We start from the raw sequence: 22,512 nt of genomic DNA on the forward strand, positions 1-22,512 counted from the left end.
CCACCTTTATCACCAGTTCAATTGTTTGGGGTGTTATTTACCCCATGATAATCTAGACTCCAATAATTGGAGACCACACGTTATTCTAGATTACCAAAATTTCTTTTCTTCTTAGCGAATATCATATTCTCCTTGAAATTTTTCAAAATTTCCTTGTAAAAATTCAAATTCATCAATTAACTTCAAATGATGTTCATTAGCAAAACGAATCATCTGATCATACATTGCATTATTAAAATCCGAAGGATTATGTGCATCAAATCCTAAAATAACATCATTCCCTATTTCACTAGCAATATCCCAAAAATGAGCATTAGGATAAAGATATAATTCTTCACCTTGAATATCTCTTAATCCTTTACGCATTCCACCAGCATTAACTTCTAAAGGAATATTCAATTCTTTAGCTTTTTGACAAATTCGTCTTGAAACAGTTTGAGCATCTAAATCAAATTGTTGATATCCCTGTAAAAACAAATCAGGATGTGCTAAATAACTAAACAAACCTGTTTCTAGAGCTTTTTCTACATCATTACAATATTGATAAATATCTTTTTTAGTCATATTTGCTTTTCCATAATAACAATTATGAATACAATGCTTATGGAAATGATGTCCCAAGATTAAATAATCAACTTTATGTTCATATAATAATGTTTGATAATAATCATAATATTCTTCTAAACCTTCAGCTTCAAATCCTTTATAAATTTGAATTTGTCCATCAAACTCATTTTGACATTGACGAATAACATCTAAATGTTCATCCATTTGCTTATATGGCATACGCATATTAGGACCATTATAAATCAATGCTCTAACAAGTGATAGAACACTTCTGATATTTCTAATTGCAGGTATAGATTTTAACAAATGTTGACGATAGTGTGGTAAAGGAACATGTTCACACATTCCTAACTTTTCTATTCCCATATCTATAGCTGCTTGCACCATTGCTTTTTCATCGCCTTCACCATGACCGCAACGGTATGTATGTGTATGATAATTAGTTTTCTTCATAATATACCTCTTGTAAATATAAACCCTGTGGTTTTGCTTTAAATAAGCATTTCTTTTCTCCACAGCTTTCTAGCATTTCTGACAATATTTCCTTGGAAATACGTTTAGCACCAACTTGAATAATACCTCCAACTAAGTGTCTAACCATATAACGGCGAAAACCATTGCCAATCAAACGAAAAGTAATAATTCCATTTTCTTCACTTATATCAAATGAATAAAGTGTACGAATAGTATTTCCATATTGATCATAACTACAAAATGATGCAAAATTATGTTCACCTAAAAATATCTTTGCAGCATCTCTCATTAATTCAATGTCTAACTCTCTACCATATTGAAATATATAATTTGTTTCAAATGGACTATATTCTTTTGTACTTAATAAATAGCGATATTCTTTTTTTACTGCACTATAACGTGAATGAAAATCTTCATCTACATAACATGCATCTAAAATATAGATATCATTAGGCATAAAATGATTGATAGCCCGTTTCCATTGTTGTGGTGGTAACTGTTTTTGAGTGTCAAAATGGAAAACCTGATGCACAGCATGAACTTTCGCATCAGTTCTCCCAGAAGCATGAATAATCACATCTTCTTCATTTATTTTTTTTAAAGCTTTTTGAATTTCACCTTGAACTGTTCTTTCTTTATTTTGAACTTGAAAGCCATGAAATTTACTTCCATCATAACTCACAATACATTTTACTCTCATAGAACTATACTCATTACAACCAATGTAGAGCACATTGCAATTACGCAAATAAAGGAAATAGTATCAGCAAATTTCCAATGTAATTGTTTGTATCTTGTACGTTTTGCTTCAGGATTGTAATTACGACTTTCCATAGCATTTGCTAAATCTTCAGCTCTTTGAAAAGCTGAAATAAATAGTGGAATGATTAGAGAAACAATTGACATAATCTTCTGTTTCAAAGTTCCTTCAGAAAATTCAACACCACGACTTGCTTGAGCTTTCATGATTCTTTGCGTTTCTTCTAAAAGCGTTGGAATAAAACGTAAAGCAATAGAAATCATCATAGCGACTTCATGAGTAGGAAAACCTAGCTTTTTAAATGGTGATAATAAGTGTTCAATCCCAAGTGTTAAATCTAATGGTTTTGTCGTGGCAGTTAAAATTGTCGTCATAACAATGATTAATACCAAACGAATAAAGATATATGCCGTTTGCGTTAAAGCTTGATCATAAATCTTAATAAAACTAAATGACCATAACAATGTTCCTCTTTGTATAAATAACAAGTTAAAAATCATTAAAAATGCCATCATAAATAACATTGGTTTAATTGCTTTTATAATTTGTGATACTTTAATATGTGATAATAATGCCATCATAATAACAAATATACCTAAAATAGCATATCCTAAAAATCCTGCATCAAAGAAAACTGCAATCAATAACAATAATAATGCTCCAATTTTTAAACGAGGATCTAATCTATGAACAAAACTATCAATGGGTAGATATTTTCCAAACATCATATTATTCATGAATTTGTCCTCCTATCACTTGAATAAGTTCATTAATATCCTTAATTGAAGGATCAATATCAAAACCATTTTTATTTAATTCTAAAATGAAAGAAGTAATAATTGGTAAATCAATGCTTAATGAAGTTAAATATTCTGTTTCTCTAAACAATTCATCAACACTGACATGACGTTCAACACGTCCTTTATTCATAACAACAACATCATCGCAATATTCTAAAACTTGATTCATGTCATGTGAAACAAGAATAACAGTTTTTCCTTGTTCATTAATTTTCTTAAATAAATTTAACATCTCTTTAGCCCCTTGTGGATCTAATCCAGCAGTTGGCTCATCTAAAATAAGAATATCTGGATCCATAGCAAGAATTCCAGCTATTGCAATTCTTCTTTTTTGTCCACCAGATAAATCAAAAGGTGATCTTTCTAAATAAGATTCATCTAAGCCTACTAATTTTAAGACTTTTTTTGCGACAGCAAGTGCTTCTTCTTCAGTTGCTCCAAAGTTCTTAGGTCCAAAAATAATATCTTTTTGAATTGTTTCTTCAAAAAGTTGGTATTCTGGAAATTGGAAAACAAGACCAGCTTTTTTTCTTAATGGTTTTAAAGTCTCTGGTTTATCAGTTACACTTATTAAAAAATCATCAATATGTATTTCTCCTGCTGTAGGTAATAACAAGGCATTGATATGTTGGATAAGAGTAGATTTTCCACTTCCAGTATGACCAATTAATGCTGTCATACTCCCTTGCTTAATATCTAAATTAACACCTTTTAATGCATGATAAGAAAAAGGTGTATTTTCACTATATATATGTTCTACTTCTTTGAATGTAATTGACATAATTCTTTCACCAACTTTTCTCTATCAATATAGTTATTTACTTTAATTCCTTGAGCCTGCAATCCTTTTGAAATTTTATATGCAAAAGGAACATCTAAAGCTAAAGACTCTATTTCTTTTTGTTTCATTAAAACATCTTCAGGTTTCCCAGTATCAATAATATGTCCATCACTCAATAGAACAACATAATCAGATAAAGCTGCTTCTTCAATATCATGAGTAATTGATAAAATAGTAATATCCTTATCTTTGTTCAGTTGATGAACAAGTGAATTAATTTCTTTTTTTCCTTTTGGATCCAACATACTTGTTGCTTCATCTAAAATAATAATAGATGGTGACATAGCTAAAATTCCGGCAATCGCAACTCTTTGTTTTTGTCCACCAGAAAGCTTTGTAGGTTCATGATCTAGAAATTCATACATGTTTACTTTTTTAGCATATTCTTCAATAATACCATCCATAAGTGACGGCTCCACACATGTATTCTCTAATCCAAATGCGATATCATCTCTGACTGTTGCACCAATAAATTGATTATCGGGATTTTGAAAAACAATACCTATTTGACTTCTCACTTCACTCAATGTCTCTTCTGTTAACTCAATTCCACCAACAATAATATGACCACTCTTTTTTTCAAGTAATCCCATCAAGAGTTTTGCAATGGTACTTTTTCCACTCCCATTATGTCCTAATATTGTTGTATATGTCCCTTTTTCAATTGAAAAAGAGATATTGTCAATTGTCTTGACATCTTCTTTATATTCAAACGATAAATCCTTTATTTCGATTATTTTTTCCATGGCTTTTCCTCCAAGTAGTTCAATTTTAGTATGATTACTACAACTTGTCAACCACAACACAAAAGAAAAAAGTGAAAACCATATTTTCTTAACTTATACTTCATAATCTATGTTTTCTTCAATATTGTTATCTTTATCAATTTCTTTAGCTATTTTAATACAATAGTCTAAATTATGCTGATAATCTATAGAAAAAATACATGAATATAAAATATCTAATAAACATTTTACTGATTGTGTACTTGCAAAATCTCCTATTTTGGTATGAATCATCTCTCTTGAGGACATCCGTAAAGTAACATCAGCAAGATGTGAAAGTTCATTATCAGCAATACTTGTTATGGCAATAATTGATGTGCCTTTATTTTTTAATTTTTTTGCTGCTTCAATAATAAATTGCGTTCTACCAGAATAAGAAATTAAAATTGCACATGTCTGATTGGTACTCATTGCAACTTGTATCTTAGCATCACCAGTTAAGCGACAAAGATTGACATTCTTTTGAATTCTTTGCATTTTTTGACGAAAAGTTTCAGCCAAGTAAATATAAGTAGATACTGCATAGATATCAATTGATTTACGGTGACGAATTAATTGCATTGCTTTTTGTAAATCATCATGTTTGAGTAAAGCTAATGTATCCTGTATTGTCTCAACCTCTAATAGACTTATATTCTGAGCAATTGTCATTATATCATCACTAACAATAAATGGAATGCTGGCATCTATTTTCCGATTAGCATATAAATACTCTAATTCTTTTAAATAGGCTTCCTTAAAGGCGTTCCATCCTGGATATCCTAATTTTTTAGCTATTCTTATCAGTAAAGGAGCAGATGTATAAGTTACCTTTGCAATTTGTGAAATAGTCATATTTTTTATTTGATCCCCATTTTTTAAAATGTAATCAATAATAATTGCTTCGCTTTCAGAAAAATGTGTTTTTTCTATTCTATGAATTAACATCTTACATCACCCCTACTCATTATAGCTATCTTTACTAATGATGTAAAGATAATCAGAAAAGGGATTAATCTTTGAATATTTCACTAACCTTTAGCTTCAGCTTTATCTTGCAGCTTGAATAAAGTTATATCTTTCCTTATCCTGTTATCTATCGTCTGTAAGTTCTTCGATTTAGTTAGATATAACTCTTTTTATACATCATGATGATAACTTCCTTCACTATAGCCACATGGTCTAGCCTTGTTCGCATCATGAATGTTTTCCCTAATTACTGGTTTGCTATGACATACGATGCTGCTTTATACACTAATATGCCTTTGCATTTGGCATATCTAAGCCAAACGAATAGAAATTTCTATTGAACAAAAAAAGAGATAGGTTAAATTATCTCTCTTTAATAATACATCTTTATCATACTGATAGGTTTAACTACTTTAAAGACAAATACATAAGTCACTACTTTTTAGTAATAGTTTCTTTTTCTTCAGCTATTTCTTTTTCTATTTTATCTACATCTAAGACAACATCTCCACCTCTGTATTCATCATCAGTTGTTCCCTCTGATTCTTTAAAATAAGTTTCATAAGATTTTTCTGCATCTTCATTTATTTTTTCTCTTAAAACTTCTAAAGATTCATGTTTCTTTTCAACATCTTCTTTTTCCTTAGAAATTTCTTTTTCCAACTTATCATTGTCTAAAATAATATCTTTTCCTCTATGAGCCTCATCTGTTGTTCCTTCTGATTCCTTAAAATAAGTCTCATAAGATTCTTTAGCTTCTTCAATAATTTTTTCTTCTTTATTCATAAATACCGTCCTCCTTCAATTGACAGTGCTATTGTAGTTCTATCAATGTAAGAATTCTAGTCATTCACTTTCATTTGAAATAAGATTAACAATATCTTTATATAATGAAGTGTATATTTGTTAACAAAATTTACAAATAAAAAAGTGATGCATTCACATCACTTTTGTGTTTATTAGAATAAACCGATAATAGCCATAGGTGCATTATCACCTTTACGATTATAAGTTTTTAAGACACGAGTATATCCACCGTTTTTATCTGCATATTTAGGTGCAACTTCATCAAATAATTTTTGAACTGCAGTTTTACCAGTAGCAGGATCTACAACATCTTGTAATACTTCAGCAGCTTGTCTTCTTGCATGTAAATCTCCACGTTTACCTAAAGTGATTAATTCGTCTACGATTGAACGAACTTCTTTAGCTCTTGTAGCTGTAGTTTCGATTTTTCCATACATGATAACATCTGTAGCTAAGTTACGTAACATTGCTTTTCTATGAGATGATACACGCCCTAATTTTCTATTTTGTGCCATAGATTAGTGCTCCTTCCAATATTTTCTATAGAATTAATCTACAGGTCTAAACCCTAAACCTAATTCTACTAATTTTTCCTTAACTTCTTTTAAAGATTTCTTACCTAAGTTTCTGACTTTAATCATGTCATCTTCACTCTTAGCAGCAAGTTCTTGAACTGTTTGAATACCAGCTCTCTTTAAGCAGTTATAAGAACGTACAGATAAGTCTAATTCTTCAATTGTCATATCTAGTACTTTATTACTTGTATCTTCTTCTGTTTCGCTCATAACTTCCATGTTCATAGCCATATCAGTTAATTCAACGAACATATTTAAGTGTTCCACTAAAATCTTAGCAGCTAATGCTAAAGCTTCATGTGGTTGAATAGATCCATCAGTTGTGATTTCTAATGTCAATTGATCATATTTTGCACTTTGACCTACACGAGTTGGTTCAACTTCATAAGCAACTTTTACAACTGGAGAATAAATTGAATCAGTAGCGATCACACCAATTGTATTAATCAATTTCTTATTTTGATCAGCACTCATATAACCTCTATCTCTATGAGCATACATTTCCATATAGAAATGAGCTCCTTCAGCCACATGAGCAATTTCTAAATCGTTAGAAATCATAGTCACATTTGATGGACATTGAATATCAGCACCTGTTACAACAGCAGGTCCTTTTACATCAATAATCATAGTGACATCGTCATCACCATCAATTGCAAACACTAACTTCTTAATGTTCAAAATAATTGAAGTGACATCTTCCACTACACCATCTACTGCAGAGAATTCATGGATTGCTCCTTGAACCTTTACAGCATGTACTGCACATCCAGGAATAGATGACAATAAGACTCTACGTAAAGAGTTTCCTAAAGTTGTCCCAAAACCTCTTTCTAATGGTTCGATGACAAACTTTCCATAGAAATCACTTTCATCATATTCTGCGACATTAAAATTTGCTTTTTCGAACTTTTGCATTATTTCCCTCCTCACTTAGAAATAACTACTATAGTTTACTTCATTATCCACGAGGACGTTTAGGTGGACGACACCCGTTATGTGGAATTGGTGTTACGTCATTAATAGATGTAACTTCTAATCCAGCAGCTTGTAAAGCTCTAACAGCAGCTTCACGTCCTGGACCAGGACCTTTAACACATACGTCTACAGTTTTCATACCATGATCCATAGATGCTTTAGCAGCAGCTTCTGCAGCCATTTGAGCAGCATATGGAGTTGATTTTCTTGAACCTTTGAATCCAAGTGCACCAGCACTAGACCAAGTTAAGACATTACCATGTTCATCAGTTACAGTAACAATTGTGTTATTGAAAGTTGAATGTACATGTGCGACACCTTTTGCTACATTCTTTTTGACACGTCTTTTACCACGAGTATTGTTCTTTGTCTTTGCCATTTTCGTTCAACCTCCTATTTCTTCTTACCAGCAATTGGACGAGCTTTACCCTTACGAGTACGAGCATTAGTTTTAGTTTTTTGTCCACGAACTGGAAGTCCTTTACGATGACGGATTCCTCTGTAGCTTCCGATTTCCATTAAACGTTTAATGTTTAATGCTACATCTCTACGAAGATCTCCTTCAACTTTATATTTTTCTACTTCTTTTCTGATTTTTCCTTCTTCTTCTTCAGTTAAATCTTTAACTCTTGTATCTTCACTGATTCCTGTAGCTTCACAGATTTTTTTAGCTGTAGTTGCTCCAATACCATAGATATAAGTTAAAGAAACTACCACACGTTTATCACGTGGGATATCAACACCTGCTATACGAGCCATGTTTTACTTCCTCCTATTAACCTTGTCTTTGTTTATGTTTAGGGTTTTCACAGATTACCATTACTCTACCCTTACGTTTAATTACTCTGCATTTATCGCATATTGGTTTTACAGATGGTCTTACTTTCATCTTAATCTTTACCTCCTTTTGGAAGATTTCCTATTTATGTCTAAATGTGATTCGCCCACGTGTTAAATCATATGGAGAAATCTCTACGGTTACTTTATCCCCCGGTAAAATGCGAATGTAATTCATACGGATTTTACCAGAAACGTGAGCAAGGATAACCGCTCCATTTTCCAACTCTACCTTAAACATTGTATTTGGTAATGTTTCAAGGACAGTTGCTTCTACTTCAATAACGTCATCTTTTTTTGCCATTGATTATAACTCCCTTTTAAAGTTTTGTCAAAATCTCATAACCATCACTTGTTATTACGATAGTATGTTCATAGTGAGCTGCTAGAGATCGATCTTTAGTTACAACAGTCCAATCATCATCTAAAACTTCTGTTTCACATCTGCCTAAATGAGCCATTGGTTCAATTGCTAAAGTCATTCCCTCTTTTAATCTAGGACCTCTTCCTGCTGCTCCATAATTAGGAACAGATGGATCTTCATGAACTTGAGTACCGATTCCATGACCTGTATAGTCTCTAGGAGTCGAGCATCCATGACTTTCTAGATAAGTTTGTACAGCATGAGATATATCGGATAAACGATTGCCAGGCTTTACTTTCGCTAAACCTGCATATAGTGATTCTTCAGTCACTTTCATTAAGTGTGCTGCTTCTTCACTAATTTGACCAACAGCGTATGTCCAAGCGCTATCTCCATGATAACCTTTATAACATGCACCTACGTCAACTGAAATAATGTCACCTTCTTTAAGTTTTGTATTGTCAGGAATGCCATGAACAACGACTTCATTAATAGAAGTACACACAGCACCAGGAAAACCATACAAATTGAGAAATGAAGGTGTTGCCCCTGCATCACGAATTACTTTTTCACAGAACTTATTGATATCCATAGTCGTAAGACCAGGCTTAATATAATCCTTAAGTTTACTATGAACAAGTCCAACGATATGACCAGCTTCTCTCATTAATTCAATTTCTCTTTGGTCCTTAGTTACAATCATTATTTACCCTCCAAGCTTTTTTCAATGTCTTTAAAGACGTCTTCCATAGATTGGTCACCATTAATATTAATGATTGTCCCCTTCATTGTATAATAATCAATTAAAGGTCTTGTTTGTTTATTATAAGTATCAAGTCTGATTGTTACAGCTTCTTCGCTTTCATCTTCTCTTTGATACAATTCTCCACCACATTTATCACATACGCCTTCAACTTTAGGTGGATTGAATTCAACATGGAAAGTAGCTCCACAATTTTTACAAGTTCTTCTTCCAGATAATCTCGTAATTAATTTTTCTTGAGGAATATCTAAATTCACAATTGCATCAATTGTAAAGTTGAATTCTTTAGCAATACTTTCAAGTTCTCTTGCTTGAACGATTGTACGAGGGAACCCATCTAAAATAAATCCATTTTCAAATGTATTTTCTTTTAAATATTCCCTCACCATTTCAATTGTATAATCGTCTGGTACAAGGTGACCAAATTGCATAAAGTATTTTGCAATTACACCATATTTAGTTTGTTCACTTAATGCCTTTCTGAATAAGTCTCCAGTAGATATTTGTGTCAAACCATACTTGTTAACAAGTTTAGTGGCTTGAGTTCCTTTACCAGCACCAGGAGGCCCCATTAAAATAATGTTCATTGTTATACACTCCTTTATTATACTACTTTCTAATATAGCCATGATACTCTTTACGAGTAATTAATGTCTTAATCTGTTTTGTTGTTTCAAGTGCAACACCTGTAATGATGATTAATCCAGTACCACCTAATGTTAAGGCTGCATTAGATGTTTGTGACCAAATAACTGGAGTCATAATTGGGATAGCCGCAATAATCACTAAGAAAATTGAACCAACAACAGTTACTCTGTTTAAAACAGTACTAATATATTTTTCTGTATCTAACCCAGTTCTTACTCCAGGAATAGATCCTCCATTCTTTTTCAAATCATCACTGATTTTATGAGAATCAATTTGTAAATTTGAATAGAAGAATGCAAACAATACAATCATAATTAAGTATAAACAGAAACCAATAGGTTGTTGATAATTTAAGATTGTATCAATTGTTTTTGTAATATCAGTTGATTTCAAGAAACTAATGATTGTTCTTGGTGCAGCCAACACTGATGCTGCAAAGATAACTGGTAACACACCTGAACTATTAATTTTAATAGGCATATGTGTTGTATCTTTTGTTCTCATTGTTGGATTAGAGTTTGTTGCATACATGATTGGTATTTTTCTAACTGCTCCTTCATTGAATACAACGAAGATAACAATTGCTAAATAAACAACCACGAATAAGACATACCATAAAATTCCAAGAACAGTTGTTTGAGTTCCTTTATCAAAAGAAACCAAGTTATTGAATGTTGTAATAAAGTTTGTAGGTAAGTTAGAAACAATTCCAGTAAAGATTAACAATGAAGTTCCGTTTCCAACACCCTTTTGAGTGATTTGATCACCAATCCACATTGCTAACATACTTCCTGCCATCATAACAATAACAACATAGACATAAGTCCAAATTGATGATGAGTTCAAAATATTGTACATTTTATCAAATGCATAAGTTAATGAACCACCTTGAATAGCAGCTAAGACTAAAGTCACATAACGAGTTACTTTATCTTTTTTCTTCTTACCAGTATTTCCTTCTTTTTGCCATTGAGCAAGAACAGGAATAACATCCATTGATAACAATTCAATAATGATAGATGCTGTGATATAAGGAGAAACTCCTAATGAGAAAATTGAAAATCTCTCAAGCATCCCACCACCAAGCATATTCATAATTCCGAGGATACCACTATTTGTAGCATTCCCAGTTAATGCACCAGCATTAATTGATGGAATAGTAATAGCAGCACCTAAACGGAATACAAATAACATACCTAATGTAAAGATAATTCTACGACGTAATTCACCTTTTTTAAAGACATTCTTAAAAAAGCTTAACATCTTAGATCACCTCAGTTTTTCCACCTGCAGCTTCGATAGCAGCAACAGCAGATTTAGAGAATTTTTGAGCTTTAACAGTCAAAGCAACTTCTAATTTACCGTTACCTAAAACTTTTAAACCATCTAATTCTTTCTTAATTAACCCGCATTCTTTTAATGTAGCCATATCTACAACACTTCCAGCTTCGAATTTGTTTAAATCTTCTACATTAACGATTGCGTATTCAACTTTATTGAAGTTAGTGAAACCACGTTTTGGTAAACGCATGAATAAAGGTGTTTGACCTCCTTCAAAACCAGGTTTCTTTCCTCCACCAGATCTTGCTTTTTGTCCTTTTTGTCCTTTACCAGCAGTTTTACCAGTTCCTGAACTTGTTCCACGACCAACACGTTTTCTTTCTTTACGTGCACCTTCTGTATATTGTAATTCGTGTAGCTTCATGTTTACACCTCCTACTATTTACTTTCTTCAACTTTAACAAGGTGTCCAACAGTTTTAATCATACCTTGAATAAATTCATTGTTGACTTTTTCCACTGACTTGTTCATTTTTGTTAAACCTAACGCTTTAAGAGTATCCTTTTGATTCTTTTTCGCACCAATTGGACTTTTTACAAGCGTAATGATAACTTTATTTTCGTTTGCCATTTCTTACGCTCCTCCTATCCGTAAATTTCTTCAACTTTTTTATCTCTTAATTCAGCAACTTGTTGAGCAGTTTTTAATGATGCTAAACCTTCCATAGTTGCACGAACCATGTTGATTGGAGTTCTTGATCCAAGTGATTTAGATAAGATATCAGAATATCCTGCTAATTCAACAACAGCACGAACTGGACCACCTGCGATGATTCCAGTACCTTGAGATGCAGGTTTTAAGAATACATTTCCAGAACCAAACATACCGTTTACTTCATGAGGAATAGTTCCATGAATCATTGGTACTCTGATTACATTTCTTTTAGCTGCTTCAGATGCTTTTCTAATAGCATCAGGTACTTCGTTAGCTTTACCAGTTCCGAATCCAACACGACCTTTTCTATCACCAATAACAACTAATGCAGCAAAGCGGAATTTACGTCCACCTTTAACTACTTTAGTTACACGGTTAATAGTAACAACACGTTCTTCGAATTCTTTTTCAACTTTAGGTCCATTTCTTCTAGGTCCATTTTTTCTAGGTCCGTTTCTTCTAGGCCCATTTTCTCTTGGTTTACGTTGTTCCATTCTTTAACCTCCTATTAGAATTTCAATCCAGCTTCTCTAGCAGCTTCAGCTAGTGCTTTCACACGACCATGATAGATGTATCCTCCACGATCGAATACTACATTTTCAATATTTTTAGCGATAGCTCTTTTCGCAATTTCTTTACCAACTTGTGTAGCAGCTTCTACATTTCCACCATTTGCTAGTTTCATATCTACTGAAGATGCAGCCACTAAAGTGACACCATTTACATCATCAATGATTTGGGCATGGATATGAGAGCTTGAACGGAATACATTTAAACGTGGACATTCAGGAGTTCCACTGATTTTAGTACGAACTCTGGCATGACGTCTTTGACGTAAATCGTTTCTTGACATAGTTTTAGCCATGATTTAATAGCTCCTTCCTTATTTATTAACTACTTCTTACCAGCAGTTTTACCTTCTTTTCTAATAATTCTTTCATCAGAATATTTAATACCTTTTCCTTTATATGGTTCAGGTTTCTTAACAGCTCTGATTCTAGCAGCGATTTCTCCAACTCTTTCTTTAGAGATTCCAGATACTTTAATAGTTGTTTGAGTAGGAGTTTCAACTTTAACTCCTTCTTCAGTTTCAACTTCAACTGGATGAGAGAATCCTACGTTTAATACTAATTTATTTCCTTGCATTTGAGCACGGTATCCAATACCAACGATTTCTAAGTTCTTTTCATAACCGTTGTGTACACCTTCAATCATGTTTGCAAGTAATGCTCTTGTAGTACCGTGTAATTGTTTCACAGTTTTTTGTTCACTTGTTCTTACTACTTTAATTTCATTTCCATCCATATCAATTTTGATTAATGGAGAAAATTGTCTTACTAAAGTCCCTTTTGCACCTGTTACTGTTACAGTGTTGTCATCAGCGATTTCAACTTTCACACCTTCAGGTACATTGATAATCTTATTACCTACACGAGACATCAGTTACACCTCCTGTTTTAATTTTTTTATTACCAGATATATGCTAATACTTCTCCACCGATTTGTTTAGCTCTTGCTTCTTTATCAGTCATTAATCCTTGAGAAGTAGATAATACAACAATTCCTAAACCATTTAATACCTTAGGGATTTCGTTCACTTTTGCATATTGACGAAGTCCAGGTTTAGAGACTCTCTTTAATCCAGAAATAACTCTGTCATTTCCTTTATATTTTAAAGTGATGACGATGTTTTTAATAACACCTTCGCCTTCTACTTTATATCCTTTAATAAATCCTTCGTTTTTCAAAATTTCAGCTAATTGTACCTTTAATTTTGATGCTGGGACAACAACTTCTTCATGACGTTGTTGGTTCGCGTTACGAATTCTTGTTAACATATCTGCGATTGGATCTGTTACCATTCACAATGTCCTCCTTCCATTTGGGATTATATTTTCATTACCAGCTTGCTTTTTTTACACCAGGAATTTCACCTTTGTAAGCTAATTCTCTGAAGCAAATACGGCATAATTTGAATTTTCTAATTACTGCATGTGGACGTCCACAACGTTCGCATCTTGTATATTCACGAACTTTGTATTTTTGAGGACGTTGTTGTTTAACTTTCATTGATGTTTTAGCCATTAATTAAGTCCTCCTTATTTATGGAATGGCATTCCTAATTGTGCTAATAATTCATGACCTTCTTCATCAGTTTTAGCAGTTGTTACGAATACGATATCCATTCCTCTTAATTTGTTTACTTTATCGAAGTTGATTTCAGGGAAAATTAATTGTTCTTTAACACCTAAAGTATAATTTCCTCTACCATCAAATGAATTCTTTGGAACACCTCTGAAGTCTCTTACACGAGGTAAAGAGATGTTTACTAATTTATCTAAGAATTCATACATTCTTTCACCACGTAATGTAACTTTACATCCGATTGGCATTCCTTCACGTAATTTGAATCCAGCAATTGATTTTTTTGCTTTAGTAATCACTGGTTTTTGTCCTGCAATTAAAGTTAATTCTTCAACAGCTTCATCTAATAATTTAGAATTGCTTACTGCATCACCAACACCAATGTTGATAACAATTTTTTCCATAGCTGGAACTTCCATTACAGAACTATAATTAAATTTAGTCATTAATGACTTGCTAATTTCATTTTCATAACGTTCCTTTAGTCGGTTCATTATTTAACCTCCTTCCGATTACTTTTTCTTCTTTGTAGTTTTGTCTAATGCTTTACCTGTTTTTTTGTTGATACGGTATTTCTTACCTTCTTCATCGAAAGCGTAACCGATCTTAACAGTTTCTTTTGCTTTTGAATCATAGTATGCAACATTTGAAACATGAATTGGAGCTTCTCTTGTTACAATTCCACCTTCTGGATCAGCTTGTGAAGGTTTAATGTGTTTTGTTACCATATTAACACCTTCAACAATAACTCTGTCTTCTTTTCTTAGAATTTGGATAATTTCTCCAGTTTTTCCTTTATCGCTACCAGCGATAACTTGAACTGTATCACCTACACGTAATTTCATCTTCTCGTCTCCTCCTATAATACCTCAGGAGCTAATGATACGATTTTCATGAAATCTGCATCTCTTAACTCTCTTGCTACCGGTCCAAAGATACGAGTTCCTTTAGGTGAGTTGTCATCTTTGATGATAACACAAGCATTGTCATCAAACTTAATTAATGAACCATTTTCACGGTTAACACCATATTTAGTTCTTACGATAACTGCTTTTACGACTTCACCTTTTTTAACTGTACCACCTGGAGTCGCTTGTTTCACTGTAGCCACGACGATATCACCGATGTTACTAAATTTTCTATTTGAACCACCAAGGTTTCTAATTACTAGTACTTCTTTTGCTCCTGTATTGTCAGCAACTTTCAATCTGCTTTCATTTTGGATCATTCGAGTGACCTCCTTTCAGATTCTTTCATTAAATAATTTCTGCTTTTTTTACGATTTCTACTAAACGGAAACGTTTAGTTGCTGATAATGGACGAGTTGCCATAATTTTTACAACGTCACCATTTCTAGCAATATTTTCTTCATCATGAGCCTTAAACTTTTTAGAAGATTTAACACGTTTTCCGTATAATTTGTGTTTAACATGAGTTTCTACTAAAACAGTGATTGTCTTATCCATTTTTGTAGAAATAACTGTTCCAGTATAAACTTTACGATTGTTTCTTTCCATATTTTTCTCCTTCTAATTATTTGTTTAATTCTCTTTCTCTAATAATTGTTTTAATTCTTGCAATATTTTTTCTCACTGTTTTAATACGAGCAGTGTTTTCTAATTGACCTGTTGCTTGTTGGAATCTTAATCCAAATAATTCTTTCTTGTACTCTTCTACTTTGTTAAGTAATTCTTGAGTTTCTGTATTTCTAATATCTTGAACTGTCACAATTACTCACCTCTTCCAATAATCTTACACTTGATTGGTAGTTTATGAGATGCAAGTCTTAAAGCTTCTCTTGCAACTTCTTCTTCTACACCAGCGACTTCGAACATAACACGACCTGTTTTTACTACTGCTACCCATTCTTCTGGAGCACCTTTACCTGAACCCATACGGACTTCAAGAGGTTTCTTTGTTTTAGCTAAATGAGGGAAGATTCTAATCCAAACTTGCCCACCACGTTTCATATAACGGTTCATAGCGATACGAGCTGCTTCGATTTGTCTTGAAGTAATCCAAGCACCTTCTTGAGCTTGTAAACCATATTCACCAAATGAAACTTGAGTTCCACCTTTAGCCTTACCTTCATATTTAATTCTATGAGGTCTTCTATATTTAGTTCTCTTAGGCATCAACATGATTATTTATCCCCTTTCTTCTTTGCAGGAAGAATTTCTCCCTTACAAATCCAAACTTTAACTCCTAATTTTCCATAAGTTGTGTCAGCTTCTGCAGTAGCGTAGTCAATGTCAGCTCTTAATGTATGAAGAGGTACATTTCCTTCAGAATATCCTTCAGTTCTTGCCATATCAGCTCCACCTAAACGACCTGATACACAAGTTTTGATTCCTTTAGCTCCAGCTCTCATAGCGCTTTGGATAGCTCTTTTTTGAACTGTTCTAAATGAAGCACGGTTTTCTAATTGTTCAGCAATCTTGTTTGCAACAAGTTGAGCAACAACGTCTGGATTTTTAATTTCAACAATATTGATAAACACTTGTTTATCTTTAACTAATTTAGCAACTTCTTTTCTTAACGCATCAACAGCTTCTCCATCTTTCCCGATAACTACACCAGGTCTAGATGTATGAACGAAGATATTCACACGATTTTTAGATCTTTCAATTTCAATGTTAGCGACATAAGCGCCTTTTAATTTTGCATTCAAGAATTCACGAATCTTGATATCTTCGTGTAATAATGAAGCAAAGTCTTTATCATTAGCGTACCATCTTGAATTCCAATCACGGTTAACGCCAACACGTAATCCTACTGGACTTACTTTTTGACCCATGCTTTGACCTCCTATCTTTCAGCAACCACACATGTGATGTGGCTTGTTCTTTTTAAAATTTGAGTACCGCTACCTTTTGCTCTTGCACGGAATCTCTTTAATGTAGGACCTTCGTCTACATAAATTTCTTTAATATATAATTTATCTTCTTCTGCACCTTCATTGAAAACAGCGTTCTGTGCAGCAGATTTAACGACTTTAATGATTGCAGGAGTAGCACTTTTGTTTACATATTCTAAGATACCAAGTGCTTCTTTTACGTTCTTACCTCTTACTAAGTCAACAACTAATCTTGCTTTTTGAGGCGAAACACGAATCATTTTAGCTTGAGCTCTTGCTTCCATGTTATTTTTCTCCTCTCTTCTTATTTACCTGACTTTTTATCATCAGCACCATGACCATGATAAGTTCTTGTAGGAGCGAATTCTCCTAATTTGTGTCCAACCATATCTTCAGTTACATAAACTGGGATATGTTCTCTTCCGTTATATACTGCGAACGTATGTTCAATAAATTGTGGGAAGATTGTAGAACGTCTTGACCATGTTTTAATGACTTCTTTTTTGTTTGCAGCATTTAATGCTTCAACTTTTTTCATTAAATGTTCATCCACGAATGGACCCTTTTTTAAACTTCTTGCCATATTCTATAACCCTCCTTCTTATTTACCGTTACGACGACGTACGATTAATTTATTTGAAGCTTTCTTTGTATTTCTTGTTTTAACTCCAAGAGCTTTTTTACCCCAAGGAGTCATTGGAGCTTTACGTCCGATTGAAGTTCTACCTTCACCACCACCATGAGGGTGATCATTAGGGTTCATAACAGAACCACGAACTGTAGGTCTAATACCTCTCCATCTGTTACGACCAGCTTTACCATAGTTAACTAATCCATAGTCTTCGTTTCCAACAACACCAACTGTTGCTCTACAAACAGCTAAGAATTTTCTAACTTCTCCAGAAGCTAATCTTACAGTTACGTATTTTCCTTCTTTACCTAAGATTTGAGCAGACACACCAGCAGATCTAGCGATTTGTCCACCTTTACCAGGTTGCATTTCAATGTTATGGATAACTGTACCTTCAGGCATATTTCCCATTGGTAAGCAGTTACCTACGATAATATCAGCGTTTTCACCTGATACAATGCTCATTCCTACTTCTAATCCTTTAGGAGCAAGAATATATCTTTTTTCACCATCTGCATAATTGATTAATGCGATGTTTGCTGATCTATTTGGATCATATTCGATTGTTGCAACTTTTCCAACAACATCATCTTTATTACGTTTGAAATCGATAATACGATATAAACGCTTATGTCCACCACCGTGATGACGAGTAGTGATAACACCATGATTATTACGTCCACCTGTTTTAGATAAACGGATTGTTAATGATTTCTCAGGCTTATTAGTTGTAATTTCTTCATAAGTCAAAGTAGTCATATTACGACGACCGTTTGTCGTAGGCTTATATGCTTTAATAGGCATCTTTGTTCCTCCTTATTTTTCTTATCTGGAATAGAGTTCATTCCAATAGTTTGAAATTTTATTCTTCTCCGAATAAGTTAATTTCATATCCTTCTTTTAATTTAACAATAGCTTTTCTTCTTTTGCTTGTTTTACCAACGTATCTACCCATTCTTTTTGTTTTAGGTTTCACATTCATAATGTTTACACTTTCAACTTTAACGTCAAACATTTTTTCAACTGCTTGTTTTACTTCAATTTTATTAGCAGTTACATCTACATCGAATGTATATTTGTTTTCGTTTTGTTGTAACAATAAAGATTTTTCAGTAAGTACTGGTTTCTTTAAAACATCTGTAATATGTGCCATTATGCCAATACCTCCTCAACAGCTTTGATAGCTCCTTCTGTCATGACTAACTTAGTGCTATCTAAGATATCATATACGTTAAGTCCTTTTGAATCGATAACTTTAACTCCAGGAATATTTCTTGCAGATAAAGCAACGTTTTCATTAACTTCGTCCATAACGATTAATGTTTTTCTGTTAGCTTCTAAGCTTTCTAATACTTTTACCATAGCTTTAGTTTTTGGTGCATCGAATGCGATTGTATCTAATACAGTTAATTCGCTGTCGATAACTTTTTGACTTAAAGCTGATTTTAATGCTAAACGTCTTACTTTTCTGTTCATTTTTAGCTTATAGTTTCTATCAGGTGTTGGTCCAAATACAACTCCTCCACCTCTCCATTGAGGAGCACGGATAGATCCTTGTCTAGCTCTACCTGTACCTTTTTGTCTCCAAGGTTTCTTTCCTCCACCTTTGACTTCAGTACGGTTTTTAACTTTATGAGTTCCTTGTCTCCATGAAGCTCTTTGTAGTAAGACCATATCAAAGATTGCTTGATTGTTTGGTTCAATACCAAATACAGATTCGTTTAATTCTGTATCTTTAACTTTTGTTCCTTCTTGGTTATATACTGCAACTTTTAACATTAGTTTTCCTCCTTTCGCTTCATTATTCAGCAGCTTCAGCAGTTTCTTCTACTACTGGGCTTTCTACGATTTCTTCTTCTGTTTCATAAATAATTAAATCTTCAGCAGGGTTAACCTTACCATTTCCTTTAACAGCAGATTTAACAACAACTAATCCTTTTTTAGGACCAGGGATTGATCCGCTGATTAATAATACATTGTTTTCAACATCAACAGCAATGATTTCTAAGTTTTGAACTGTTCTTGTTACGTTCCCCATTTGACCTGGTAATTTCTTACCTGGAGCAATTCTGTTAGGAGCGATAGGACCCATTGAACCAACGATTCTGTGAGCACCTGAACCATGTCCTTTAGGACCAATGTGTTGATTATGTCTTTTTATAACACCTTGATAACCTTTACCTTTGCTAGTTCCTGTTACATCTACAACTTCACCAGCTACAAAGCTATCAACTTTAATTTCTTGACCAACTTCATAACTCATCATTTCGTCATAACGAAATTCTTTAATGAAGCGCTTAGGAGCTGTTTCAGCTTTTGCAACATGTCCTTTGTGAGCTTTTGTTGCTAATTTTTCTCTCTTATCTTCAAAACCAACTTGGATTGCATCATATCCATCAGTAGCAACTGTTTTCTTTTGTAAAACAACGTTTGGAGCTGCTTCTACAACAGTAACTGGGATTAATCTTCCGTCAGTAGTGAAAACTTGAGTCATTCCAATCTTACGACCTAAGATTCCTTTCATGAGTTACACCTTAACCTTTCCTTATAATTTAATTTCGATATCCACACCACTTGGTAATTCTAAACGAGTTAATACATCAACTGTTTCTGGTGTTGGATTCACAATGTCAATTAGACGTTTGTGAGTTCTGATTTCAAATTGTTCACGAGAATCTTTATACTTATGAACTGCTCTTAAGATAGTATAAATTTCTTTTTCAGTAGGTAATGGTACTGGACCAACTACTTGAGCACCTGATTTTTTAGCAGCTGCTACAATCTTTTCAGCAGAAGCATCTAAGATTTTGTGATCAAATGATTTCAATCTGATTCTAATTTTGTTGTTTGCCATGAATTATTCCTCCTTCTGTTTGCCAATTTTTTGGCCGCTCCGCACGAATTACCTGAATCCACCCTTCCGCTCATGACAACGGCTATCAGCGTTTCAGCAACCTCGCACTTCTTCGCATTTCACAACAAGTGCATTTTACACTAAAAACAATGATAAATCAAGCACTTTTTGCATTTTTTTTGATTTTTTTTAAAGAATTTATTAGACTTCAATTGTAAAACTAAATTCCACCTTTTATAAATTAAGGGTTGAACTTAATCTTTCAAATTTTATAGTGGAATTTAATCGTACAAGGTATATCATGATATCGTCCTAGAAGAAAAAAATCAACTTATTACAAAGTTGACAAGCATTGTCTTGAAGGAAGAAGATATGAGGACTTTCTACTGTTTATGAAGAAACATCCAGATATAGCTCTTGTTGAAATGGATACTGTCGAAGGCGTGAAAGGTGAATCTTGTCTGTTAACCATTCACTTTGTTGTCTGCTCATTCATGATAGCGATTAAGCGTGAGTTCAATGATTCAAAAAGTGTTACTGATTTCTTCAACGACATCTACCACAAGCTGGGAAGAAAATTATTCATGAGATTATTTCCAGTGATATTGACAGATAATGGATCTGAGTTCTCAAATCCTGAAGCCATTGAATTTGATGAAGATGGTGAAAGAAGAACTTATGTCTTCTATTGTCACCCTTCTTCTCCAAATGAAAAAGGTTCATGCGAAGTCACTCATGAATTTCTTAGAAGAATTGTACCCCAAGTGCATTCATGGAATCCATATAATCAAAAAGACATCAATTTAATGATGTCCCATATTGATTCATATGCACGAGAGAAACTAAATGATAAATCACCACTTTTATTGTTTAGTATGCTATATGGCAAAGATATCGCAAATATCTTTGGTATCTCATGTATAGAACCTGATGATATTAATTTATCTCAGTCATTAATATCAAAATAAAAATAAACATAGGTAATTAGAATATCCACTAAACGTAAGTACTAATCTTGAGAGATGGAATTTTGAATTTCAAAAAAAATTCAGATTTGACCTTTCCCTTTCGTATACCCAAAAAATAGAGAGATATCATCAAATTACAGTTTCATTATACTAAAAAAAGTATTAAAATCAATGATTCTAACACTTATTTGTAGTAATTAAATTCCATTCTTTTTGTAAGAGTAGAACTTACTCTTACAAAGTGGAATTTACTTTTTCATTTGACCAGAATTTATTAGACAAATATATTCTCTCAATTTTAGTTTGTTTTTGGTTTACTCATAATAAATATCTTAAAAATCATAATTAAACATCTTAATGATGAATAATACGTAAAATCCATAATAAATCTCCTAGATTTATCAAAATAATATGTTTATATTTCATTTATATTTTTAATTGCTAAGTTCAGTTAAAAGAAGTTTTATCACATAAGAAATTTAATTTGTTATAAAAATAAAGAAATCTTTACATTATTACACTTCCGTTATTTTCTAGATACTATTATGGATTTTCTTAAAGAGTTTAGATTAAAATAAATAGATTAATTATATTTAAATATAATCCAAAAATTTTAATCATGTAATTTCTATTTTAGGTATAATTACTCAAATGTAATAAAATTATAAATTTATCTTTTTACTCATTCTATTTTAGAATAAGAATTAATTAATAGAGTTATATCTAAGATATCTATTTAGATACATGTCCATTGATTGTTTATATAATATATGATGTAGATCTAACTGATTGTTTTACAAATAAAAAATAATACAATTACGATAATCAGATTAAATACCTTATGAATTCACAAAATGAGAATGATTTCATTTTTTTAGACAAAAAAAGAGAGATATCGGATGATATCCCTCAGGA

At 32.7% G+C, this 22,512-nt stretch carries 38 protein-coding genes; 1 reads left to right on the forward strand and 37 read right to left on the reverse strand.

Annotation, left to right across the window (positions count from 1 at the left end; translation table 11 throughout):
* Positions 1-111 precede the first annotated feature (111 nt).
* The 37 genes from EDD60_RS15295 to rpsJ form a co-directional block, all read right to left on the reverse strand.
* Positions 112-1,020, reverse strand: coding sequence for a histidinol-phosphatase (locus tag EDD60_RS15295; RefSeq protein ID WP_066447639.1), 909 nt, complete (start codon positions 1,018-1,020; stop codon positions 112-114).
* Positions 1,007-1,741: a tRNA pseudouridine(38-40) synthase TruA gene (gene truA / locus EDD60_RS15300; protein ID WP_066447636.1), complete on the reverse strand. Its 735-nt coding sequence runs from the start codon at positions 1,739-1,741 to the stop codon at positions 1,007-1,009. The genes EDD60_RS15295 and truA overlap by 14 nt, the downstream gene beginning before the upstream one ends.
* Complete coding sequence (locus tag EDD60_RS15305) at positions 1,738-2,538, reverse strand: energy-coupling factor transporter transmembrane component T family protein (RefSeq protein ID WP_066447633.1); 801 nt, start codon at positions 2,536-2,538, stop codon at positions 1,738-1,740. Before EDD60_RS15305 ends, truA begins: the two co-directional genes overlap by 4 nt.
* Complete coding sequence (locus tag EDD60_RS15310; protein ID WP_132226542.1) at positions 2,531-3,382, reverse strand: energy-coupling factor transporter ATPase; 852 nt, start codon at positions 3,380-3,382, stop codon at positions 2,531-2,533. Before EDD60_RS15310 ends, EDD60_RS15305 begins: the two co-directional genes overlap by 8 nt.
* Complete coding sequence (locus EDD60_RS15315) at positions 3,358-4,188, reverse strand: energy-coupling factor transporter ATPase (RefSeq protein ID WP_066447627.1); 831 nt, start codon at positions 4,186-4,188, stop codon at positions 3,358-3,360. Before EDD60_RS15315 ends, EDD60_RS15310 begins: the two co-directional genes overlap by 25 nt.
* 93 nt (positions 4,189-4,281) lie before the next feature.
* Positions 4,282-5,154 carry a MurR/RpiR family transcriptional regulator gene (locus EDD60_RS15320; protein ID WP_066447625.1) on the reverse strand — a complete coding sequence of 291 codons (873 nt, stop codon included), beginning with the start codon at positions 5,152-5,154 and terminating at the stop codon, positions 4,282-4,284.
* 456 nt (positions 5,155-5,610) lie between these two features.
* Positions 5,611-5,961, reverse strand: coding sequence for a hypothetical protein (locus EDD60_RS15325; protein ID WP_066447623.1), 351 nt, complete (start codon positions 5,959-5,961; stop codon positions 5,611-5,613).
* A gap of 173 nt (positions 5,962-6,134) precedes the next feature.
* On the reverse strand, positions 6,135-6,497 hold the full coding sequence (gene rplQ, locus EDD60_RS15330) for a 50S ribosomal protein L17 (protein ID WP_066447616.1): 363 nt from the start codon (positions 6,495-6,497) through the stop codon (positions 6,135-6,137).
* Between the two features lie 33 nt (positions 6,498-6,530).
* Entirely contained in the window at positions 6,531-7,475 is a 945-nt protein-coding gene (locus EDD60_RS15335) for a DNA-directed RNA polymerase subunit alpha (protein ID WP_066447614.1), read from the reverse strand.
* A 43-nt stretch (positions 7,476-7,518) separates the two neighbouring features.
* Positions 7,519-7,914 (reverse strand): 30S ribosomal protein S11, encoded by a 396-nt coding sequence (gene rpsK, locus EDD60_RS15340; RefSeq protein ID WP_066447612.1) that lies wholly within the window; start codon positions 7,912-7,914, stop codon positions 7,519-7,521.
* Between the two features lie 14 nt (positions 7,915-7,928).
* Entirely contained in the window at positions 7,929-8,294 is a 366-nt protein-coding gene (rpsM, locus tag EDD60_RS15345) for a 30S ribosomal protein S13 (RefSeq protein WP_066447609.1), read from the reverse strand.
* Positions 8,295-8,310: 16 nt separating this feature from the next.
* Entirely contained in the window at positions 8,311-8,424 is a 114-nt protein-coding gene (gene rpmJ, locus EDD60_RS15350) for a 50S ribosomal protein L36 (protein WP_006505646.1), read from the reverse strand.
* Between the two features lie 30 nt (positions 8,425-8,454).
* Positions 8,455-8,676: a translation initiation factor IF-1 gene (infA, locus tag EDD60_RS15355; protein ID WP_066447608.1), complete on the reverse strand. Its 222-nt coding sequence runs from the start codon at positions 8,674-8,676 to the stop codon at positions 8,455-8,457.
* Between the two features lie 16 nt (positions 8,677-8,692).
* Positions 8,693-9,439, reverse strand: coding sequence for a type I methionyl aminopeptidase (gene map / locus EDD60_RS15360; RefSeq protein ID WP_066447606.1), 747 nt, complete (start codon positions 9,437-9,439; stop codon positions 8,693-8,695).
* Positions 9,439-10,086 (reverse strand): adenylate kinase, encoded by a 648-nt coding sequence (locus tag EDD60_RS15365; RefSeq protein WP_066447603.1) that lies wholly within the window; start codon positions 10,084-10,086, stop codon positions 9,439-9,441. Before EDD60_RS15365 ends, map begins: the two co-directional genes overlap by 1 nt.
* 22 nt (positions 10,087-10,108) lie before the next feature.
* Positions 10,109-11,410 carry a preprotein translocase subunit SecY gene (secY, locus tag EDD60_RS15370; protein ID WP_066447601.1) on the reverse strand — a complete coding sequence of 434 codons (1,302 nt, stop codon included), beginning with the start codon at positions 11,408-11,410 and terminating at the stop codon, positions 10,109-10,111.
* A gap of 1 nt (position 11,411) precedes the next feature.
* The gene (gene rplO, locus EDD60_RS15375) at positions 11,412-11,852 is read right to left on the reverse strand and encodes a 50S ribosomal protein L15 (RefSeq protein ID WP_066447598.1); all 441 of its coding nucleotides are present in this window, start codon (positions 11,850-11,852) and stop codon (positions 11,412-11,414) included.
* Between the two features lie 14 nt (positions 11,853-11,866).
* On the reverse strand, positions 11,867-12,058 hold the full coding sequence (gene rpmD / locus EDD60_RS15380; protein ID WP_066447596.1) for a 50S ribosomal protein L30: 192 nt from the start codon (positions 12,056-12,058) through the stop codon (positions 11,867-11,869).
* Positions 12,059-12,072: 14 nt separating this feature from the next.
* A complete protein-coding gene (rpsE, locus tag EDD60_RS15385) occupies positions 12,073-12,636 on the reverse strand; it encodes a 30S ribosomal protein S5 (protein WP_082787386.1) in 564 nt (187 codons plus the stop codon).
* A 14-nt stretch (positions 12,637-12,650) separates the two neighbouring features.
* Positions 12,651-13,007, reverse strand: a complete 357-nt coding sequence (gene rplR, locus EDD60_RS15390) for a 50S ribosomal protein L18 (RefSeq protein WP_066447593.1) — start codon at positions 13,005-13,007, stop codon at positions 12,651-12,653.
* A 29-nt stretch (positions 13,008-13,036) separates the two neighbouring features.
* On the reverse strand, positions 13,037-13,582 hold the full coding sequence (rplF, locus tag EDD60_RS15395) for a 50S ribosomal protein L6 (RefSeq protein ID WP_066447590.1): 546 nt from the start codon (positions 13,580-13,582) through the stop codon (positions 13,037-13,039).
* Positions 13,583-13,611: 29 nt separating this feature from the next.
* On the reverse strand, positions 13,612-14,004 hold the full coding sequence (gene rpsH, locus EDD60_RS15400) for a 30S ribosomal protein S8 (protein WP_066447588.1): 393 nt from the start codon (positions 14,002-14,004) through the stop codon (positions 13,612-13,614).
* 37 nt (positions 14,005-14,041) lie between these two features.
* Positions 14,042-14,227, reverse strand: a complete 186-nt coding sequence (locus tag EDD60_RS15405) for a type Z 30S ribosomal protein S14 (protein ID WP_066447586.1) — start codon at positions 14,225-14,227, stop codon at positions 14,042-14,044.
* Positions 14,228-14,241: 14 nt separating this feature from the next.
* Positions 14,242-14,781 (reverse strand): 50S ribosomal protein L5, encoded by a 540-nt coding sequence (rplE, locus tag EDD60_RS15410; RefSeq protein WP_066447583.1) that lies wholly within the window; start codon positions 14,779-14,781, stop codon positions 14,242-14,244.
* Between the two features lie 18 nt (positions 14,782-14,799).
* Positions 14,800-15,132, reverse strand: a complete 333-nt coding sequence (gene rplX, locus EDD60_RS15415; protein WP_066447578.1) for a 50S ribosomal protein L24 — start codon at positions 15,130-15,132, stop codon at positions 14,800-14,802.
* Positions 15,133-15,146: 14 nt separating this feature from the next.
* Positions 15,147-15,515 carry a 50S ribosomal protein L14 gene (gene rplN / locus EDD60_RS15420; protein WP_066447576.1) on the reverse strand — a complete coding sequence of 123 codons (369 nt, stop codon included), beginning with the start codon at positions 15,513-15,515 and terminating at the stop codon, positions 15,147-15,149.
* Between the two features lie 28 nt (positions 15,516-15,543).
* On the reverse strand, positions 15,544-15,804 hold the full coding sequence (gene rpsQ / locus EDD60_RS15425) for a 30S ribosomal protein S17 (RefSeq protein WP_066447572.1): 261 nt from the start codon (positions 15,802-15,804) through the stop codon (positions 15,544-15,546).
* A 16-nt stretch (positions 15,805-15,820) separates the two neighbouring features.
* Entirely contained in the window at positions 15,821-16,015 is a 195-nt protein-coding gene (rpmC, locus tag EDD60_RS15430; RefSeq protein WP_132226543.1) for a 50S ribosomal protein L29, read from the reverse strand.
* Positions 16,016-16,017: 2 nt separating this feature from the next.
* A complete protein-coding gene (rplP, locus tag EDD60_RS15435) occupies positions 16,018-16,428 on the reverse strand; it encodes a 50S ribosomal protein L16 (RefSeq protein ID WP_066447567.1) in 411 nt (136 codons plus the stop codon).
* 2 nt (positions 16,429-16,430) lie between these two features.
* Complete coding sequence (gene rpsC, locus EDD60_RS15440; protein WP_066447566.1) at positions 16,431-17,084, reverse strand: 30S ribosomal protein S3; 654 nt, start codon at positions 17,082-17,084, stop codon at positions 16,431-16,433.
* A gap of 11 nt (positions 17,085-17,095) precedes the next feature.
* The gene (rplV, locus tag EDD60_RS15445; RefSeq protein WP_066447564.1) at positions 17,096-17,428 is read right to left on the reverse strand and encodes a 50S ribosomal protein L22; all 333 of its coding nucleotides are present in this window, start codon (positions 17,426-17,428) and stop codon (positions 17,096-17,098) included.
* Positions 17,429-17,448: 20 nt separating this feature from the next.
* Positions 17,449-17,727, reverse strand: a complete 279-nt coding sequence (gene rpsS / locus EDD60_RS15450; protein WP_066447556.1) for a 30S ribosomal protein S19 — start codon at positions 17,725-17,727, stop codon at positions 17,449-17,451.
* An 18-nt stretch (positions 17,728-17,745) separates the two neighbouring features.
* On the reverse strand, positions 17,746-18,579 hold the full coding sequence (rplB, locus tag EDD60_RS15455; protein ID WP_066447553.1) for a 50S ribosomal protein L2: 834 nt from the start codon (positions 18,577-18,579) through the stop codon (positions 17,746-17,748).
* Positions 18,580-18,637: 58 nt separating this feature from the next.
* Complete coding sequence (rplW, locus tag EDD60_RS15460) at positions 18,638-18,928, reverse strand: 50S ribosomal protein L23 (RefSeq protein ID WP_066447551.1); 291 nt, start codon at positions 18,926-18,928, stop codon at positions 18,638-18,640.
* On the reverse strand, positions 18,928-19,554 hold the full coding sequence (rplD, locus tag EDD60_RS15465; protein WP_066447549.1) for a 50S ribosomal protein L4: 627 nt from the start codon (positions 19,552-19,554) through the stop codon (positions 18,928-18,930). The genes rplW and rplD overlap by 1 nt, the downstream gene beginning before the upstream one ends.
* A 22-nt stretch (positions 19,555-19,576) precedes the next feature.
* Entirely contained in the window at positions 19,577-20,299 is a 723-nt protein-coding gene (gene rplC / locus EDD60_RS15470; protein WP_066447544.1) for a 50S ribosomal protein L3, read from the reverse strand.
* Between the two features lie 21 nt (positions 20,300-20,320).
* Complete coding sequence (rpsJ, locus tag EDD60_RS15475; protein ID WP_028044779.1) at positions 20,321-20,629, reverse strand: 30S ribosomal protein S10; 309 nt, start codon at positions 20,627-20,629, stop codon at positions 20,321-20,323.
* Positions 20,630-21,021: 392 nt separating this feature from the next.
* On the opposite strand from rpsJ, the gene EDD60_RS15480 reads away from it, so the two are divergent.
* Positions 21,022-21,597 carry a hypothetical protein gene (locus EDD60_RS15480; RefSeq protein ID WP_066447541.1) on the forward strand — a complete coding sequence of 192 codons (576 nt, stop codon included), beginning with the start codon at positions 21,022-21,024 and terminating at the stop codon, positions 21,595-21,597.
* The last annotated feature ends 915 nt before the right edge of the window (positions 21,598-22,512 follow it).

The organism is Longibaculum muris (genome assembly GCF_004343035.1).
In the GTDB taxonomy this organism is placed as follows: Bacteria; Bacillota_I; Bacilli_A; order Erysipelotrichales; family Coprobacillaceae; genus Longibaculum; species Longibaculum muris.

Coding starts and splice junctions, on each gene's coding strand:
- EDD60_RS15310 (WP_132226542.1), bottom strand. CDS start 3,382: ATGTCAATTACATTCAAAGAAGTAGAACATATATATAGTGAAAATACA.
- EDD60_RS15315 (WP_066447627.1), bottom strand. CDS start 4,188: ATGGAAAAAATAATCGAAATAAAGGATTTATCGTTTGAATATAAAGAA.
- rpmJ (WP_006505646.1), bottom strand. CDS start 8,424: ATGAAAGTAAGACCATCTGTAAAACCAATATGCGATAAATGCAGAGTA.
- rplF (WP_066447590.1), bottom strand. CDS start 13,582: ATGTCTCGTGTAGGTAATAAGATTATCAATGTACCTGAAGGTGTGAAA.
- rplB (WP_066447553.1), bottom strand. CDS start 18,579: ATGCCTATTAAAGCATATAAGCCTACGACAAACGGTCGTCGTAATATG.
- EDD60_RS15480 (WP_066447541.1), top strand. CDS start 21,022: ATGAAGAAACATCCAGATATAGCTCTTGTTGAAATGGATACTGTCGAA.
- rplP (WP_066447567.1), bottom strand. CDS start 16,428: ATGTTGATGCCTAAGAGAACTAAATATAGAAGACCTCATAGAATTAAA.
- EDD60_RS15335 (WP_066447614.1), bottom strand. CDS start 7,475: ATGCAAAAGTTCGAAAAAGCAAATTTTAATGTCGCAGAATATGATGAA.
- rpsE (WP_082787386.1), bottom strand. CDS start 12,636: ATGGAACAACGTAAACCAAGAGAAAATGGGCCTAGAAGAAACGGACCT.
- rpsK (WP_066447612.1), bottom strand. CDS start 7,914: ATGGCAAAGACAAAGAACAATACTCGTGGTAAAAGACGTGTCAAAAAG.
- EDD60_RS15295 (WP_066447639.1), bottom strand. CDS start 1,020: ATGAAGAAAACTAATTATCATACACATACATACCGTTGCGGTCATGGT.
- map (WP_066447606.1), bottom strand. CDS start 9,439: ATGATTGTAACTAAGGACCAAAGAGAAATTGAATTAATGAGAGAAGCT.
- EDD60_RS15365 (WP_066447603.1), bottom strand. CDS start 10,086: ATGAACATTATTTTAATGGGGCCTCCTGGTGCTGGTAAAGGAACTCAA.
- rplX (WP_066447578.1), bottom strand. CDS start 15,132: ATGAAATTACGTGTAGGTGATACAGTTCAAGTTATCGCTGGTAGCGAT.
- rplO (WP_066447598.1), bottom strand. CDS start 11,852: ATGAAGCTACACGAATTACAATATACAGAAGGTGCACGTAAAGAAAGA.
- truA (WP_066447636.1), bottom strand. CDS start 1,741: ATGAGAGTAAAATGTATTGTGAGTTATGATGGAAGTAAATTTCATGGC.
- rpsC (WP_066447566.1), bottom strand. CDS start 17,084: ATGGGTCAAAAAGTAAGTCCAGTAGGATTACGTGTTGGCGTTAACCGT.
- rplR (WP_066447593.1), bottom strand. CDS start 13,007: ATGGCTAAAACTATGTCAAGAAACGATTTACGTCAAAGACGTCATGCC.
- rplE (WP_066447583.1), bottom strand. CDS start 14,781: ATGAACCGACTAAAGGAACGTTATGAAAATGAAATTAGCAAGTCATTA.
- rplQ (WP_066447616.1), bottom strand. CDS start 6,497: ATGGCACAAAATAGAAAATTAGGGCGTGTATCATCTCATAGAAAAGCA.
- rpsS (WP_066447556.1), bottom strand. CDS start 17,727: ATGGCAAGAAGTTTAAAAAAGGGTCCATTCGTGGATGAACATTTAATG.
- secY (WP_066447601.1), bottom strand. CDS start 11,410: ATGTTAAGCTTTTTTAAGAATGTCTTTAAAAAAGGTGAATTACGTCGT.
- rpmD (WP_066447596.1), bottom strand. CDS start 12,058: ATGGCAAACGAAAATAAAGTTATCATTACGCTTGTAAAAAGTCCAATT.
- EDD60_RS15325 (WP_066447623.1), bottom strand. CDS start 5,961: ATGAATAAAGAAGAAAAAATTATTGAAGAAGCTAAAGAATCTTATGAG.
- rpsQ (WP_066447572.1), bottom strand. CDS start 15,804: ATGGAAAGAAACAATCGTAAAGTTTATACTGGAACAGTTATTTCTACA.
- rpsM (WP_066447609.1), bottom strand. CDS start 8,294: ATGGCTCGTATAGCAGGTGTTGATATCCCACGTGATAAACGTGTGGTA.
- EDD60_RS15305 (WP_066447633.1), bottom strand. CDS start 2,538: ATGAATAATATGATGTTTGGAAAATATCTACCCATTGATAGTTTTGTT.
- rplW (WP_066447551.1), bottom strand. CDS start 18,928: ATGGCACATATTACAGATGTTTTAAAGAAACCAGTACTTACTGAAAAA.
- rplD (WP_066447549.1), bottom strand. CDS start 19,554: ATGTTAAAAGTTGCAGTATATAACCAAGAAGGAACAAAAGTTAAAGAT.
- rplC (WP_066447544.1), bottom strand. CDS start 20,299: ATGAAAGGAATCTTAGGTCGTAAGATTGGAATGACTCAAGTTTTCACT.
- rpsH (WP_066447588.1), bottom strand. CDS start 14,004: ATGGTAACAGATCCAATCGCAGATATGTTAACAAGAATTCGTAACGCG.
- rpsJ (WP_028044779.1), bottom strand. CDS start 20,629: ATGGCAAACAACAAAATTAGAATCAGATTGAAATCATTTGATCACAAA.
- infA (WP_066447608.1), bottom strand. CDS start 8,676: ATGGCAAAAAAAGATGACGTTATTGAAGTAGAAGCAACTGTCCTTGAA.
- rplN (WP_066447576.1), bottom strand. CDS start 15,515: ATGATCCAAAATGAAAGCAGATTGAAAGTTGCTGACAATACAGGAGCA.
- rplV (WP_066447564.1), bottom strand. CDS start 17,428: ATGGAAGCAAGAGCTCAAGCTAAAATGATTCGTGTTTCGCCTCAAAAA.
- EDD60_RS15405 (WP_066447586.1), bottom strand. CDS start 14,227: ATGGCTAAAACATCAATGAAAGTTAAACAACAACGTCCTCAAAAATAC.
- EDD60_RS15320 (WP_066447625.1), bottom strand. CDS start 5,154: ATGTTAATTCATAGAATAGAAAAAACACATTTTTCTGAAAGCGAAGCA.